The organism is Amycolatopsis dongchuanensis, from assembly GCF_039542405.1.
Lineage (GTDB): Bacteria > Actinomycetota > Actinomycetes > Mycobacteriales > Pseudonocardiaceae > Amycolatopsis_E > Amycolatopsis_E sacchari.
Window position 1 is genome coordinate 117,413 of the sequence record NZ_BAABIB010000116.1, and the last position, 13,671, is coordinate 131,083.

At 73.6% G+C, this 13,671-nt stretch carries 14 protein-coding genes; 7 read left to right on the top strand and 7 right to left on the bottom strand.

The window, feature by feature from the left end:
• Positions 1 to 16 precede the first annotated feature (16 nt).
• Genes ABFX51_RS29755 through ABFX51_RS29765 form a run of 3 tightly spaced genes read left to right on the top strand, consistent with a single transcriptional unit; the run spans position 17 to position 1,002 of the window.
• A complete protein-coding gene (locus ABFX51_RS29755; protein ID WP_091504094.1) occupies positions 17 to 250 on the top strand; it encodes a hypothetical protein in 234 nt (77 codons plus the stop codon).
• Positions 237 to 536, top strand: a complete 300-nt coding sequence (locus ABFX51_RS29760) for a hypothetical protein (RefSeq protein ID WP_091504093.1) — start codon at positions 237 to 239, stop codon at positions 534 to 536. The genes ABFX51_RS29755 and ABFX51_RS29760 overlap by 14 nt, the downstream gene beginning before the upstream one ends.
• A 40-nt stretch (positions 537 to 576) precedes the next feature.
• Positions 577 to 1,002 carry a pyridoxamine 5'-phosphate oxidase family protein gene (locus tag ABFX51_RS29765; protein ID WP_091504092.1) on the top strand — a complete coding sequence of 142 codons (426 nt, stop codon included), beginning with the start codon at positions 577 to 579 and terminating at the stop codon, positions 1,000 to 1,002.
• Here ABFX51_RS29765 and ABFX51_RS29770 read toward each other — a convergent pair.
• Genes ABFX51_RS29770 through ABFX51_RS29785 form a run of 4 tightly spaced genes read right to left on the bottom strand, consistent with a single transcriptional unit; the run spans position 999 to position 6,000 of the window.
• Positions 999 to 2,078, bottom strand: coding sequence for a GDSL-type esterase/lipase family protein (locus ABFX51_RS29770; protein ID WP_091504337.1), 1,080 nt, complete (start codon positions 2,076 to 2,078; stop codon positions 999 to 1,001). The genes ABFX51_RS29765 and ABFX51_RS29770 overlap by 4 nt on opposite strands.
• 22 nt (positions 2,079 to 2,100) lie before the next feature.
• Positions 2,101 to 2,754, bottom strand: a complete 654-nt coding sequence (locus ABFX51_RS29775) for an ABC transporter ATP-binding protein (protein ID WP_346055644.1) — start codon at positions 2,752 to 2,754, stop codon at positions 2,101 to 2,103.
• Entirely contained in the window at positions 2,751 to 3,368 is a 618-nt protein-coding gene (locus tag ABFX51_RS29780; RefSeq protein WP_346055657.1) for an ABC transporter ATP-binding protein, read from the bottom strand. Before ABFX51_RS29780 ends, ABFX51_RS29775 begins: the two co-directional genes overlap by 4 nt.
• A 52-nt stretch (positions 3,369 to 3,420) precedes the next feature.
• Positions 3,421 to 6,000, bottom strand: coding sequence for an FtsX-like permease family protein (locus tag ABFX51_RS29785; RefSeq protein ID WP_346055645.1), 2,580 nt, complete (start codon positions 5,998 to 6,000; stop codon positions 3,421 to 3,423).
• Positions 6,001 to 6,155: 155 nt separating this feature from the next.
• On the opposite strand from ABFX51_RS29785, the gene ABFX51_RS29790 reads away from it, so the two are divergent.
• Genes ABFX51_RS29790 through polX form a run of 4 tightly spaced genes read left to right on the top strand, consistent with a single transcriptional unit; the run spans position 6,156 to position 10,424 of the window.
• The gene (locus tag ABFX51_RS29790) at positions 6,156 to 6,587 is read left to right on the top strand and encodes a hypothetical protein (protein ID WP_245782856.1); all 432 of its coding nucleotides are present in this window, start codon (positions 6,156 to 6,158) and stop codon (positions 6,585 to 6,587) included.
• 53 nt (positions 6,588 to 6,640) lie between these two features.
• Positions 6,641 to 7,561, top strand: a complete 921-nt coding sequence (locus ABFX51_RS29795; RefSeq protein ID WP_346055646.1) for a DMT family transporter — start codon at positions 6,641 to 6,643, stop codon at positions 7,559 to 7,561.
• On the top strand, positions 7,558 to 8,685 hold the full coding sequence (locus ABFX51_RS29800) for a glycosyltransferase (RefSeq protein WP_346055647.1): 1,128 nt from the start codon (positions 7,558 to 7,560) through the stop codon (positions 8,683 to 8,685). Before ABFX51_RS29795 ends, ABFX51_RS29800 begins: the two co-directional genes overlap by 4 nt.
• A gap of 5 nt (positions 8,686 to 8,690) precedes the next feature.
• Entirely contained in the window at positions 8,691 to 10,424 is a 1,734-nt protein-coding gene (gene polX / locus ABFX51_RS29805; protein WP_346055648.1) for a DNA polymerase/3'-5' exonuclease PolX, read from the top strand.
• Here the strand turns inward: polX and ABFX51_RS29810 are convergent.
• From ABFX51_RS29810 to ABFX51_RS29820, 3 genes are read right to left on the bottom strand one after another with little or no spacing between them, the layout of a single operon-like run.
• Positions 10,360 to 11,193: a pentapeptide repeat-containing protein gene (locus ABFX51_RS29810; protein WP_346055649.1), complete on the bottom strand. Its 834-nt coding sequence runs from the start codon at positions 11,191 to 11,193 to the stop codon at positions 10,360 to 10,362. The two genes, polX and ABFX51_RS29810, sit on opposite strands and share 65 nt — an antisense overlap.
• A gap of 14 nt (positions 11,194 to 11,207) precedes the next feature.
• Positions 11,208 to 12,275 carry an FAD-dependent oxidoreductase gene (locus tag ABFX51_RS29815; RefSeq protein ID WP_346055650.1) on the bottom strand — a complete coding sequence of 356 codons (1,068 nt, stop codon included), beginning with the start codon at positions 12,273 to 12,275 and terminating at the stop codon, positions 11,208 to 11,210.
• 24 nt (positions 12,276 to 12,299) lie between these two features.
• On the bottom strand, positions 12,300 to 13,667 hold the full coding sequence (locus tag ABFX51_RS29820) for a KamA family radical SAM protein (protein WP_346055651.1): 1,368 nt from the start codon (positions 13,665 to 13,667) through the stop codon (positions 12,300 to 12,302).
• Positions 13,668 to 13,671 lie beyond the last annotated feature (4 nt).

The window sequence follows — 13,671 nt, forward strand, 5'->3', positions numbered from 1 at the left end:
CGGTACGATAAAAGGTATGGCAACTCGGAAGGTGACCCTGTCGCTGGACGCGTCCGCGGTCGAGTACGCGGAGCGCGCCGCGAAGGCGCACGGGGTGTCGTTGTCGTCGTGGCTGTCGAAGGCGGCGCGCCGCGAGGCGGTGCGCACCGGGTACCGGGCGGCCCGCCCGTCCGCGGAGGCCGAGGGCCTCGCGGTCACCGACGAGGCCGAGGTCGCCGCCGCGGAGAAGGAGCTGCGTGCGGAGGGGTGAGGTCTGGACGTACCGTCCGCCGACGCAGCCCGCGCGCGAGCGCACCGTGCTGATCCTGTCCTCCGACGGCGTCAACGAGTCCGAACGCCCGTGGCTGCTGGGCACCGAACTGCTCGAACAGGACCCGCAGGACATCCTCGGCGTCGCGCTGGACTCGCGGTTCTGGGTCTCGACCCTGTTCCTCACCCGGCTGTACCGGGGCTGGCTCACCGAGCGGGTCGCCGAGATCGAGCCCGCCGTGCAGGACGAGATCGACGCGGCGCTGCGCGCGGCGCTCGACCTGTGAACCCGCCGGAACTGTCGGTGGGAAGCGGTAGCGTCGCGGCATGGCGTTGTCTGTGGAAGAACGAGAGCGATTCCTGGCCGAGCCCCACGTGGGCGCGCTGGCGGTGGCGTGGCAGCCCGACCGGGCGCCGCTGACCGTCCCCATCTGGTACCAGTACACGCCGGGCGGCGAGCTGTGGATCTCCACCGGCCCGGATTCCCGGAAGACGCGGGCGATCCGCGCCGCCGGCCGGTTCAGCATCATGGTGGAGCGGGTCGAGCCGACCGTGCGGTACGTGTCGGTCGAAGGGCCCGTCACCGGCATCGAGCCCGGCTCGCTGGAACGGTCGCGCGAGATGGCCGCCCGCTACCTGCCGCCGGACAAGGTGGACGCCTTCGTCGAGTACGAACGCACCGAGCTCGGCGAATCGGTGATCATCTCGATGCGGCCGGAGCACTGGCTGTCGGCGGACCTCGGGTCGTTCTAGCCGGCGGCGGGCACGGTGGCGGCGGCGTGCAGATCGCCGTCGCTGCCGGCCAGGCACGCCGCCGAGGGCAACGCGGTCGCGAGGAACTCCGTGAGGCAGCGGCCGATCTCGGCGTGGCCGTTCGCGTTGGGGTGGAAGGACTCCTGCAGCGCGTGGCCGGCGCGGTCGGCGTCGGTGAGGTCGTTGAGCCGGAGCGTGAGCCTGCTGAACCATTCCTTGCCCGGGTCGGCCCCGCCGCTGCACGCCTCGTGCCCGCGGCCCGCCCGCGAGAGGTCCAGGAAGCGCGCGCCGGCCTGCGTCGCGGCCTTGGCGAGCCCGGCGGACAGGGTGAGCACGCCTTCGTCCCGCACCCACCGCAGGTCCTCGGTGCGGAACGGGCAGCCGTTGAGGTTCTGCAGGTCCGGCGGGATGTCCGGGCCGATCGGCGCGGCGTAGGACTGCAGCACCAGCTGGTAGTCCTCCGGCTGGTACCCGGCGCGCGCGAGCACGGTCTTGACGTCCGCCAGCGCCGAGACGACCTTGGGCACCATGGCGTCGATGCGCCGCTGCCAGTCCGCCCTGATCGAGGTGCTGCACGGGCCGTTGCCGGAGAGGAACCACGCCTGGAAGCACTGCGAGATCAACGCCGAGAAGTGCGGGTCGTCGTTGGCGCCGACGGCGACCACCACGACCGCCACCCGGTGGTCACGCACGAGGTTCGCCAGCTGCCCGGCCTGCGACGGTTCGGTCCACTGCTTGACGTCCCCGAGCGCGACCTGCGCGGCGGGCGCGCCGGAGCAGGCGAGGTTGCGCTTCTCCACGATGCCGGGCACGTCGGTCTGGAACACGGCGGCGTGGGGGGAGCGGTGGCACCAGTCGCCGTTCGTGCCGTTGGTGTCGGGGGTGTAGTCGCCCGCACCCTCCCCGGACAGGGTGCTGTCGCCGAGCGAGACGATGGTCAGCGGACCGGTGCCGGGCGGCCCGGGGCGCTTGACCGGCCCCGGTGGCGTGCCCGGCCCGGAAAACACGAAGATCCCGGCGAGCACCACCACGAACAGCAGAACGCCCCCGCCGATCCACCACCGATACCGTCGCATCACCCGGCAGTCTACGGAGTGATCACACCGTGGAGAGGACGCCGTCGGCCAGCCGCACCCGCCGGTCGGCGATGGCGTGCACCGCGTCGTCGTGGGTGGCGACGATGACCGCGGCGCCCTCGGCCGCGCACCGGCGCAGGAGCCCCAGCACCGCGGGGGTGCTCGCAGCGTCGAGGTGCGCGGTGGGCTCGTCGGTCAGCAGCACCTTCGGCCGTCCGGAGACCGCGCGGGCCAGCGCGACCCGCTGCTGCTGCCCGAAGGACACCTCGCCGGGGTAGCGGTCGGCCAGGTGCGCCACGCCGAGGAGCTCCAGCAGCTCGCCGACCCGCCGCTCGACGTCGTCGCCACTGGGGCGCAACCGCAGCGGCAGCGCGACGTTCTCGGCGACGGTGAGTTCCTGCGCCAGCCCGAGCGCCTGCGGCAGCACGGCGCAGGTGTGCCACGGCGGGGCGCCGTCGATCGGTTCGCCCGCCAGCAGGACGCGCCCGGCGTCCGGCTCGTCGAACCCGCCGAGCAGTGCCAGCAGCGCGCTTTTGCCGGAGCCGGAGCGCCCGGAGACGGTCACGAGTTCCCCGGCGTCGACCGAAAGTTCCAGGCCCCGCAGGACTTCGACGTCGCCGCTGGGGTGGCGGAAGCGGCGGCGCAGGCCGAGTGCGCGCAACACGGGGGTGGTCATCGCCGCTCGATCCCTTCCAGTCGTCCGTCCCGCAGCCGCGCCACCCGGTCGCCCAGGGCGACGAGCCGGTCGTCGTGCGAGGCGACGAGCACCGCGAACTCCCGCTCGGCGAGGTAGCGCAGGGTGTCCAGCACGAGGTCGGCCGACGCCTCGTCCAGCTGCGAGGTCGGTTCGTCGGCGAGGATCACCGAGGAACCGCGGGCCAGGGCGCAGCCGAACGCCAGCCGCTGCTGCTGCCCGCCCGACAGCGCCGAGATGTGCCAGTCCCCGGTGCCGCCCAGCCCCAGCTGCGCCAGGATCTCCTCCGGCTCGCACGTGCGGCGCGCCGACTGCGCCGCGGCACGCAGGTTGTCGCCGACGCTGAGGTAGTCCAGCAGGTTCTCCACCGGGTTCTGGAACACCAGGCCCAGCTGCTCCCGCCGCAGCGCGCGCCGCGCGGAATGCCGCAGCGGCCCGGTGTCGACGCCGTCGAAGCGCAGCACGCCGCGGGCGGGCCGTTCGAACAGGCCCAGCACGCGCAGCAGCGTCGACTTGCCCGAGCCGGACGGTCCCGCGAACACCGTGATGCCCGCGCGGGGGACGTCCAGGGTCACCTCGTGCAGGCCGGTCACCATCCCGGCCGGGGTCGGGTAGTCCACCCCGACCCGGTCCAACTGGAAAACGCTGTCAGCCACGCAGCAGCTCCGCGGTCCTGGCGGTGCGGACGCTGCGCACCGCGAGCCAGCCCGCCAGCAGCACGACGGCCAGTCCGGCCCCGGCCACGGCGAGCACGAACAGGATCTGGTCGGGCAGCGCGGATCGCGGCGCCAGCCAGCGCACCGGGTCGAACCGCGGCACCGCGAGCCCGGCCACCGCGAGTCCACACGCGACACCCGCGACCGCGGCGAGTCCCGCGAGCAGACCGAGTTCGATCAGGTGGCTGCCGAACAACGTCCGCACCCGCATGCCCATGCGCAGCACGAGCGCGCCCGCCAGCGCGTTCTGCCGCCGCCGCACCTCGACGGCCACCAGCAGCGCCAGCACCGCGACCACGCCGAGGACGCCGCCCAGCACGGTGACGAACGAGAAGGTCCACTCCACGACGTAGAACGGCAGCGCGTCCAGCGCCCCCTCCTGGCTGGTCCGGTTGACCTGCACCAGGTCGGCGGCCGACAGCGCGGCGGAGAGCTGGTCCAGCGGCGTCCGCGACAGCACGGTCCACTGGGGGATCGCGGCCAGCTGCGCGGGGGTCAGCGCCGTACGGGACACGACATAGCCGGGACTGTTGCCCAGCAAGGGGAACCACGGCAGGTCGGCGATGGGCACCGCGGGCGGAAGCCCGGGCAGCGCCGTCGGGGCGTGCCCGATCCGCAGTGCGGGCAGGCCGCCGCCGGCGGGCTGGTTCAGCCGCGGCAACAGCTCGGTGATGCGCTCGCGCAGCGGCCCGAGGTAGGCGGCACCGGCGAAGGTGGCGGGGTCGACGACGAGCACGACGCTGCCGGTCCCCGTCGTGCGCCCGGTGACCGTGCTCGTGTCGCGCACCGCCTCCGGCAGCGGCGTCTGGCCCAGCCCCACCTTGGTTTCGGTGTCCACCCGGCTCGTGGCACCGACGAGGATGCCGGACTTGGTGTCGAGCGCGGCGCGCTGGCCCTGCGCGATGCCGCTGCCCGCGGCGAGCGTGCCGATGGCGAGCACCCCGATCACGAGCACGCCCGTCACGGGCGCGCGGGCCCCGGCGAGGCGGCGGATCGCCAGCTGCAGCGGCGGTTTGGACCACCAGCGCACGCGGTGCGAGGCCCGCAGCAGCAACCACACGACGCGGGCGGCGACGAGCCCGGCGGTGAGCACCACGAACACCGGGTACGTCAGCGCGAGCGGGTTGATCTGCGGCAGCGGGGTGCCCAGCCGCGAGGACGCGCCGTAGTCGGCGAGCCTGCTCCAGCCCAGCACCGCCAGGCCCGCGGTGACCAGCTCCCACGGCAGCAGCGCCAGCACGCGCCTGCTCAGCCCGCGTCCCGGCCTGGTGCCCACCTGGAACTCGCGGTGCGCCCGCAGCGCGACCACCGCGCCGAGCAGGACCAGCGCCACCAGCAGCACCCCCAGCGCGATCCCGAACGCCGCGGCCTGCCAGCCGACGGCGATCGTGCCGGGCGGGGCGTAGAGCGGCAGCCCGAACCGGGCGAGCACGATGCCCGCGATCCCGCCGAGCACCACGGGCAGGCCCAGCTCGGCCACGGCGAGCCCGCCCAGCGCGGGCGGGCTCGCGCCACGGGCCGCGAGCAGCCGCACCTGCGGGCGGCGCCGCTGGTACCACTGCAACGCCACGGTCGCGACCCCGCCGCAGCCGACCAGCACGCTGATCGCGGCCAGCGGCAGGATCGACACCAGCACGTTGGACTGCGCCTGCTCGGCGATCTCCACGGACCGCGCGAACGGCGTCTGCATCGCCACCGGGTCGGTCAGACCCTGCTGCCGCAGATCCGCGTCCACGGCGGCGATCAGCGCACGCGAGCGGTCGAGGTACTCCCGTGCCTGTGCCGGGGTTCGCGGCGGGTCGAGGTAGAAGGAGACGTAGAAGTTCGCGAGCGTGGGCAGGCCCAGCGTGCCGGCCGTCTGCCGGAAGGTGGCCTCGTCGCTGGCGAACACGATCGTGTTGAGCGGGTCGTTCGCGTAGAGGTAGACCGTGGCGTTGTTCTGCTGCGAGCACCACCAGCGCGGCGGCGGCACCGACAGCGCGTGGTACACCCCGGCGACCGCGGGCAGGGCCACGCCCTGGACGTCCACCGGGTCACCAGGCCGCACCGGGCTGAACCGCGTCAGGTCGTCGCCGACCCACAGCCCCGGGCGGCCGCCGTCCTGCAGCCGCCGCACCTGGTCGAGCCCGCCGTCGCGGTAGCCGAGCACGACCTTGCGGGCGGCCGCGGGACCGAAGTCGACGGGGAAGAGCACACCGCTGTACATCGAGGCGACCGGCTGCGGGAAACCGTGGGCCGCGGCCTGCCGCCGCACCGCGTCGAGCACCGCCGGGGCCTGGTCGGCCCGCAGCCCGGCCCGGGAGAACACCGGGCCGTAGGCGTCGGGACACGCCGTAGCGGCCTGGTAGTCCAGTGCCGCCCCGCCCGCCGCCGAGCCGATCAGCACCGCCGAGGTCGCTAGGAAGCACGACAGCAGGGCGGTCACCGCGGCCACGACGAGGGTGAGCTTGCTCGACAACGCCGCGCGAGGTGCGCGCGACCACGGCAGGGAGACCCCCCTCGGTTCTCGCATGACGCGAAACGCTACCCCGGAAGTGTTTCCGGTCGGGAAAACCCGCCGAATCGTTGCGGAGCGTGACTGGAGAGCAGGGGTGTTTTGCCTGGCGGTGGCGGTGGAACACCCCGGTAGGGAGTGCAGGGCGAGCATCGGGGAAGGACACGCGGGGCATGACTGCCGAAACCATCGACCTCACCCGGGTCACCGAAACCGTTGAGCCCGGGGAGCGCGCCGAGAGCACGGAGTACCTGGTCAACGGCCGCACGGCGCCCTGCCGGTTCTGCGGCAGGCCCGGCGCCGAGGGGCTGCACCGCGCCCCCGGCCCGCGCGGCCCCGTGTGCCCCGACTGCCTGGAGGTGGGGAGCCTGCTCTGCCAGGACGGGCAGGAACGGTTCCTCGGTGAGCTGAACCTCGCCCGCCTGGTCACCGCGCCCGGTGTGCCCTGCGAGTTCTGCGACCGCGACTCCCGCCGTGCCCTGCCGTGGCGGCGCCGCCCGCTGCCGCGGATGCGGTGCGTCCCCGGCGACGCCGTGATCTGCGCCGACTGCCTGGCCCGCGGCCGGCAGCTGCTCGCCTGCGTTTCCCGGGTTTCCCGCGGCTGAAATCCCGGTAAGGTCGGCAGCGCAACGACTCTGCCAGTCCTTGTGGAGGGGGCATGGTGTCGGCTGACGGCACCTCACTGCTGCTGGCGGTGCCCGCTGCCGTCGTCGGCGCGGCGAGCATGGGCCTGGCCAGCGCGGCGCAGGCGCGGGCGACGAAGGAGGTCGAGGTCGGCCGGATCCTCGACCCCGGACTGCTGCGGGGGCTGGCCCACCGGCCGCTGTGGCTCATCGGCATGGTCGCCACCGGCCTCGGGCTGGCGCTGCAGCTGGTCGCGCTCGCCTTCGCACCCCTGCTGGTCGTGCAGCCCCTGCTGATCACCTCCCTGATGTTCGCGGGCGTGTTCTCCGCCCGCCTGGAACGCCGGCCGCTGGACCGCGTGATGGTCGGCGGGGCGCTGGTGTGCATCGCCGGGCTCGCCGCGTTCCTCCTCGTCGCCCGCCCCAGCGGGGACTCCCAGGGCTTCTCGCCGTCCTCGCACCCGCTGCCGCTGGCGATCGCGCTGGGCACGCTGACGGTCGTCGCGCTCGGCGTGTCGCTGCTGACCCACCACTCCGCGCGGGTGCTCGGCCTCGCCGTGGCCACCGGGGTCCTCTACGGCGTGACCGCGGGCCTGATGAAGGTCGTGGCGGGCCAGGCGCGGGCGGGGCTGGACGAGCCGTTCCGCAACTGGGCGCTGTACCTGGTGTGCGTGGTCGGCCCGCTGGGCTTCCTGCTCAGCCAGAACACGTTCCAGCAGGGCCGGTTCCTCACCCCGGCGCTGGCGGTGATCACGGCGCTCGACCCGCTCGTCGGGGTCGCGATCGGCGTGTGGTGGCTGGGGGAGACCGCGAACGCCGATCCCGCCGCACTGGCCGGGCAGGGCCTGGCAGGCATCGTCATCCTCGTGGGCATCGCGATGCTGGCCAGCCGGGCCGAGCACCTCGCCGCCGCCCAGTCCGACGCTCCGCAAGACGCTCCGGAAGGGACCGCATGAACAGGGTGCTGGTCGTCTCGGCCGCCATGGGGGAAGGCCACAACGCGACCGGCCGGGCGCTGGAGGACGCCGTGCACCGGCTGTGGCCGGACGCGGACGTGGCCTGGCTGGACACGCTCGACGTCATGGGCAGCGGGGTGGGGCCGCTGTTCCGCTGGATCTACGTGTCCAACGTGCAGCGCACCCCGTGGCTGTACGAGTACTTCTACCGCTCGCTGTGGCGGCACCGGTGGTTCGCCACCGCGTCCAAGCGGTTCGTGGGGGCGTGGTGCGGCAGGCGCCTGGCGGGCCGCGTCGAGGACTACGCACCCGATCTGGTGCTCTCGACGTACCCGCTGGGCTCGGCCGGGCTGGAGTGGCTGCGCCGCCACGACCGGCTGCCCATGCCGACGGGTGCGTGGATCTCCGACTTCGCCCCGCACCCGTTCTGGGTCTACGGCTCGCTGGACCTGACGTTCGTGATGCACGCGCAGGCCGTACCGCCCGCCTTGGCGTGCGTGCCGGAGTCCACTGTGGAGGTTTCCGCGCCCCCGGTGCGCGCCACGTTCCGCCCCGGTGACCGCGACACCGCCCGGGAACGGCTGGGGCTGCCGCCCGGGGCGTTCGTCGCGCTGGTGTCCTGCGGCTCGCTCGGGTTCGGTGACGTCGAGGACGCGGCCCGCGCGCTGCTGGCCGCGCACCCGGAGGTGGTGCCGGTCGTGGTGTGCGGGCGCAACACCGCGCTGCAGCGGCGGCTGGCGCCGCTGGCCGAGGCCGATCCCCGGCTGCGCGTGCTCGGCTGGACCGACGAGATGCCCGCGTACACCATCGCCTCCGACGTCGTGGTCACCAACGCCGGTGGCGCGACCGGGCTGGAAGCCCTCGCGTGCGGGCGCCCGGTGCTCATGCACCGCCCGATCGCCGCGCACGGCCGCGCCAACGCCCAGCTGATGGCCGACGCGGGGCTGGCCATCGTGTGCGAAACCGACGCCGAACTCGGTGACGCCGTGCGGACCCTCATCGCCGAACCGCAGCGCTGGAAGGCGATGGCGGAGGCCGCCACGCGGCACTGCGACAGCACCGGCACCCTCGAAGACGGGCTGCTCGCGCTGACCGGTGTGCGCCCCGCGCGCGAACTACGCTGACGGGCATGGCCAGGGCCAACGACGAGGTCGAGGCGCTGCTGCGCGAGTACGCCGACCTGCTCGCGCTCACCGGCGGGGAGGCGTTCAAGCAACGCGCCTACGAAAAGGCCGCCCGCGCCATCGCGGGACACCGCGACGACATCGCCGGGCTCGGCGTGACGGAGCTGCGGGCGATCCCCGGGGTGGGCAAGTCCATCGCCGAGAAGATCGCCGAATACCTCACCTCGGGCCGCGTCGCCGCGATCGAGGAGGCCAGGGCGCGCATCCCGGCGGGCGTGCGGGCGCTGACCGAGATCCCCACGCTGGGCCCCAAGAAGGCCGCGCTGCTCTACCACGACCTGGGCATCTCCTCGGTCGACGAACTGGTCGACGCGATCCAGTCCGAGCGGCTGCGCGACCTCAAGGGATTCGGCCCCAAGACCGAGGAGAACATCCTGCACGGCGTGGAGCTGCTGCGGGCCTCCGGCGGGCGGATGCTCCTCGACGTCGCCACCGAGCTGGCCGAGCACGTCGTCGCACGGCTGTCCGCCCTGCCCGGCTGCGTCCGCTGCACCTACGCCGGTTCCCTGCGGCGGTTCCGGGAAACCGTGGGAGATCTGGACATCCTCGTCGCGTCGGACGACCCCGAGCCGATCATGGCCGCGTTCCGCGAGCTCGACCTGGTCGCCGAGGTCATCGCGAGCGGGCCCAAGAAGACCTCGATCCGCACCGCGAAGGGCTTCCAGATCGACCTGCGCGTGGTGCCGCCCGACTCGTGGGGCGCGGCGCTGCAGTACTTCACTGGCTCGCAGGCCCACAACGTCCGCATCCGCGAGATGGCCGTGCGCGCCAAGCTCAAGCTCTCCGAGTACGGGCTGTTCGACGCCGAGTCCGGCGCGCTGATCGTGTCCAAGACCGAGGAGGAGGTCTACGCGCGGCTCGGCCTGCCCTGGATCCCGCCGCCGCTGCGGGAGGACCGCGGCGAGGTCGACGCCGCGCTGCGGGGCGAACTGCCGGAGCTGGTGGGGGAGCAGGACCTGCGGGGCGACCTGCACACCCACACCGACCTCACCGACGGGGTCGCGTCGCTGGAGGAGATGCTGGAGGCGGCCGCCGCCCGCGGCTACGCCTACTACGCGGTCACCGACCACGCGCCCAACCTCGTCATGCAGCGCATGACCGACGAGAAGATGCTCGCGCAGCGCGAGCGGGTGCGGGCGCTGGACCGCGCCTACCGCGGCATGCGGGTGCTGCACGGCACCGAGCTCAACATCGACCCCGACGGCGGCGTGGACTGGCCGCCGGAGTTCCTGGCCGGGTTCGACGTGTGCGTGGCCTCGGTGCACTCCGCGTTCACCCAGTCCCGCGCGGACACCACCCGCCGGCTCGTGCGGGCCTGCGAGAACCCGCACGTGCACATCCTCGGGCACCTCACCGGGCGGCAGATCGGGCACCGCCCGCCGATCGACGCCGACTTCGACGAGGTGTTCCGCGCCTGCGCCCGCACCGGGACCGCGCTGGAGGTCAACTCCTTCGCCGACCGGCTCGACGCGCGCGACGAGCACATCCTGCGGGCCCGCCGGTACGGCGTGAAGTTCGCGATCGACAGCGACGCGCATTCCGTGCGGAACCTCGCGCAGATCCGCTACGGGGTGGGCACCGCGCAACGCGGCTGGCTCACCCCCGACGAGGTGATCAACACCTGGCCGCTGACGCGGCTGCGCGCCTTCCTGAAGAAGCCCAGTGCGCGGGAGGCGTGAGCGGCGCCGACAACCGCGTCGACGCGTCACCCCGGGCCGCGGTCAGCTGCGCCTGCGTCAGGAACAGGCAGCCGGTCAGGTCCGCGCCCCGCAGGTCGGCCCCGCGGAAGTCCGCGCCCGTCACGTCCGCCGAGCGCAGATCCGCCTTCCGCAGGTCGGCGCCGATCAGCAGGGCACCGCGCAGTGACGCGCCACGGAGGTCGGCGCCCCGCAGCTTCGCGCCGATCAGGTCGGCGCCGCGGTGGTTGCGGCGACGGCCCGGCACGCTCGCCCGGGCCCGGTCGGCGGCACGCACCAGCAGCTCGTTGACCTGTTGCCGGACCGCGGGCACGTCGACCGCGGCCAGCTCGTCCGGCGGCAGCTGGGTCAGGCGCTCGGTGTCGGCCAGCGCCTGTCGCAGTTCGGGGTGCAGCGGCGCGGCCGCGGGCAGCGCGAGCGCCTCGGTGAGGTACCACAGCAGCTCGTGCAGCCCCCGCATGACCGGGAACACCGCGAACATCGACCGCGCGGTCGCCGGGTCGTCCCGCCAGTCCCGGCCGCCGAAGGTGACCTGCGAGACCTGCTGCCCGGCGCCGAAGCAGTCGAACACGGTGCAGCCCGTGAAGCCCCGGTCCCGCAGCCGGTCGTGGATGCCGCAGCGGAAGTCCTCCCGCAGGTTGGGGCACGGCGTGCCCGCGTCCTTGTCGAGGGCGAAGTCGGCGGAGGCGGCGAAGGGCAGCGCCACGCAGCACAGCCCGAAACAGGAGGAACAGTCGGCGACCAGGGACATCCCGCCATTGTCCCTCACGGCGATGCCAGCGCGGTGGCCCAGTCCAGCTGCCGCGCCAGCTCCTCCTCGTCCACCGGCGGAGTCCCCGCCACGGGCAGCCCCGCGCTCATCCGCGCGCTCGCCGCGGTGTTGTACTCCACCCGCGGTCGCCGCAGCCGCTCATAGGCCTCCAGCGGGAAACCGGTGTCCCGCAGGGCTTTGCCGAGCACCACGGCGTCCTCCAGCGCCATCGAGGCGCCCTGGCCGGTCGCGGGTGAGGCGGCGTGCGCGGCGTCGCCGAGCAGCAGAATCCGCTCGCCACGCCAGCGCGGCACGTCCGCCAGGTCACGGGCGTTCGTGGCCAGCAGGGGACCCTGGGTGGCCTCGACGATGCCCGCGCACTCGGTGCCGTCCGGTCGCAGCAGGGCGAGCAGCCACGCGGGGTCCGGCACGGTGGCTTCCGGCAGCGGGTCGCCGGTCACGCGGGCGAACCAGTACACCTCGCTGCCGGGGGAGACGGCGTAGCCGAAGGCCGCGCCGCCTCGCACCATCACGATCCGCCCCGGCTCGGCCGGTGGCTCGGCGAGCCTGCTGTAGCCGTAGAACACCCGCTGCCCGGCGTAGCGCGGCGCGACGCCAGGGTTGAGCAGCTCCCGCACCCTCGAGTGCAAGCCGTCCGCGCCGAGCAGCAGGTCCCCGCGCACGGTCTCCCCATCGGCGAAGCGAGCGGTCACCCCCGAGGAGTCCTCTGTGGCGTCGATCAGCCGCCGCCCGTGGTGCACGGGGATCCCGCGGCGGACGACCTCGCCCTGCAGCACCCGGCACAGCTCGCCGCGCCGCAGGCACCGCGTGCGCTCCAGCGCCTTGGTGCGCCCGGCGAACTCCAGGGTGTGCAGCACGAACCCGGCCCGGCCGACCGCCTCCGCCGCGTCGAGCTGGTCGAGCGCGGCGTGCCCGTTGGCGGCCAGCGTCAGGAACGCGCCGAGGTCCTCGGCGTTGTCCGGATGCCGTTCGTACACCACAGGATCCCACCCCGCCTTGCGCACCGCGAGGGCCGCCGCGGCGCCCGCGACACCGCCACCGATGATCAGGATCCGTCCCATCGGTGCCGAGGATAGGGCGGTGCCTCAGCCCCGCCCCTCGCGCCACCACCGCTGCCCGGCCTCGGGCAGCGTCTGGATCGGGTCGTAGTAGGGGTAGCGGCGCTCCAGCGCCTCCGGGTCGTCGTGCTCGATGCCGGTGCGGTAGTTCTTGGTCCAGTAGGAGATGCCGCGCTCGCGGTCGTAGTCGGCGAGCTGGTGCACCCACCGCTTGCCGACGTAGGGCACGTCGCACACGATGCGCGGCGTCGCGTAGCCGGGCAGGTAGCCCATGATCGCGTGCTGCAGCTCCTGCGCCTCCCAGACGGCGACCCGCCAGTGCTCGGCGTTGGGGATCATGTCGCACAGGTAGAAGTAGTACGGCAGGATGTTCGCCTCGCCCTGCAACGCGAAACACAGGTCCAGCAACGCGGCGGGGGTGTCGTTCACGCCCCGCATCAGCACGCCCTGGTTGCGCACGTCCCGCACCCCGACGTCCAGCGCCGTCCGCGCCGCCTCCGCGACCAGCGGCGTGACCGACTGCGCGTGGTTGACGTGCGTGTGGATCGCCAGGTTCACGCCCCGCCGGTGCGCCGTGCCCGCGACGCGCGCGAGTCCCTCGACGACCTTCGGCTGCAGCCAGTGCTGCGGCATCCCCGCCAGGGCCTTGGTCGCCAGGCGGATGTCCCGCACCGTCTCGATGTCCAGCAGCCGCATCAGGAACGACTCCAGCTGGTGCCACGGCACGTTCGCGACGTCGCCGCCGGAGACCACCACGTCCCGCACGCCGGGCGTGCGCCGGAGGTAGTCGATCATCGCGTCCTGCCGGTCGACGGGCTTGAGCGCGAGCTTGTGCTTGGCGACCTGCTCCGTGGAGTTGCCCACGAGGTCCATCCGCGTGCAGTGCCCGCAGTACTGCGGGCAGGTGGACAGCAGCTCGGCCAGCACCTTGGTGGGGTAGCGGTGCGTCAGCCCCTCCACGACCCACATCTCCGCCTCGTGCAGGGAATCGCGGGCCGAGTGCGGGTGGCTCGGCCACTCGGGGTCGCGGTCGCTGCGCACCGGCAGCATGTAGCGCCGGACGGGGTCGGCGTAGAACGCCTCCGTGGAGCCGACATCCATCGTGTTGAGCATCTGCGGCGGCAGCAGCATCGACATCGTCGCCAGCTCGCGCTGGTCGGCCTCCAGATCGGCGTAGAACTCCTCGCCGACCAGGTCACCCAGCACCGCCCGCAGCTGCCGGATGTTGCGCAGGCAGTGCACCCGCTGCCACTGCGCGTCCCGCCACTGCGCCTCGGTGACGTCCCGCCAGCCGGGGAACCGGCGCCAGTCCGGTTCGCTCAGCTCGCGGCGCTCGTAGGCATACGGCTGGCCGTAGGTGTCGGCAGGTGAGACAGCATCCTGGATCGCAGTCATCTGT

What these genes read in the sequence shown, in the direction of transcription:
- ABFX51_RS29755 (WP_091504094.1), top strand. Translation starts at nt 17, where the DNA reads ATGGCAACTCGGAAGGTGACCCTGTCGCTGGACGCGTCCGCGGTCGAG.
- ABFX51_RS29765 (WP_091504092.1), top strand. Translation starts at nt 577, where the DNA reads ATGGCGTTGTCTGTGGAAGAACGAGAGCGATTCCTGGCCGAGCCCCAC.
- ABFX51_RS29770 (WP_091504337.1), bottom strand. Translation starts at nt 2,078, where the DNA reads ATGCGACGGTATCGGTGGTGGATCGGCGGGGGCGTTCTGCTGTTCGTG.
- ABFX51_RS29775 (WP_346055644.1), bottom strand. Translation starts at nt 2,754, where the DNA reads ATGACCACCCCCGTGTTGCGCGCACTCGGCCTGCGCCGCCGCTTCCGC.
- ABFX51_RS29780 (WP_346055657.1), bottom strand. Translation starts at nt 3,368, where the DNA reads ATGGTGACCGGCCTGCACGAGGTGACCCTGGACGTCCCCCGCGCGGGC.
- ABFX51_RS29785 (WP_346055645.1), bottom strand. Translation starts at nt 6,000, where the DNA reads ATGCGAGAACCGAGGGGGGTCTCCCTGCCGTGGTCGCGCGCACCTCGC.
- ABFX51_RS29790 (WP_245782856.1), top strand. Translation starts at nt 6,156, where the DNA reads ATGACTGCCGAAACCATCGACCTCACCCGGGTCACCGAAACCGTTGAG.
- ABFX51_RS29795 (WP_346055646.1), top strand. Translation starts at nt 6,641, where the DNA reads ATGGTGTCGGCTGACGGCACCTCACTGCTGCTGGCGGTGCCCGCTGCC.
- ABFX51_RS29800 (WP_346055647.1), top strand. Translation starts at nt 7,558, where the DNA reads ATGAACAGGGTGCTGGTCGTCTCGGCCGCCATGGGGGAAGGCCACAAC.
- polX (WP_346055648.1), top strand. Translation starts at nt 8,691, where the DNA reads ATGGCCAGGGCCAACGACGAGGTCGAGGCGCTGCTGCGCGAGTACGCC.
- ABFX51_RS29810 (WP_346055649.1), bottom strand. Translation starts at nt 11,193, where the DNA reads ATGTCCCTGGTCGCCGACTGTTCCTCCTGTTTCGGGCTGTGCTGCGTG.
- ABFX51_RS29815 (WP_346055650.1), bottom strand. Translation starts at nt 12,275, where the DNA reads ATGGGACGGATCCTGATCATCGGTGGCGGTGTCGCGGGCGCCGCGGCG.
- ABFX51_RS29820 (WP_346055651.1), bottom strand. Translation starts at nt 13,667, where the DNA reads ATGACTGCGATCCAGGATGCTGTCTCACCTGCCGACACCTACGGCCAG.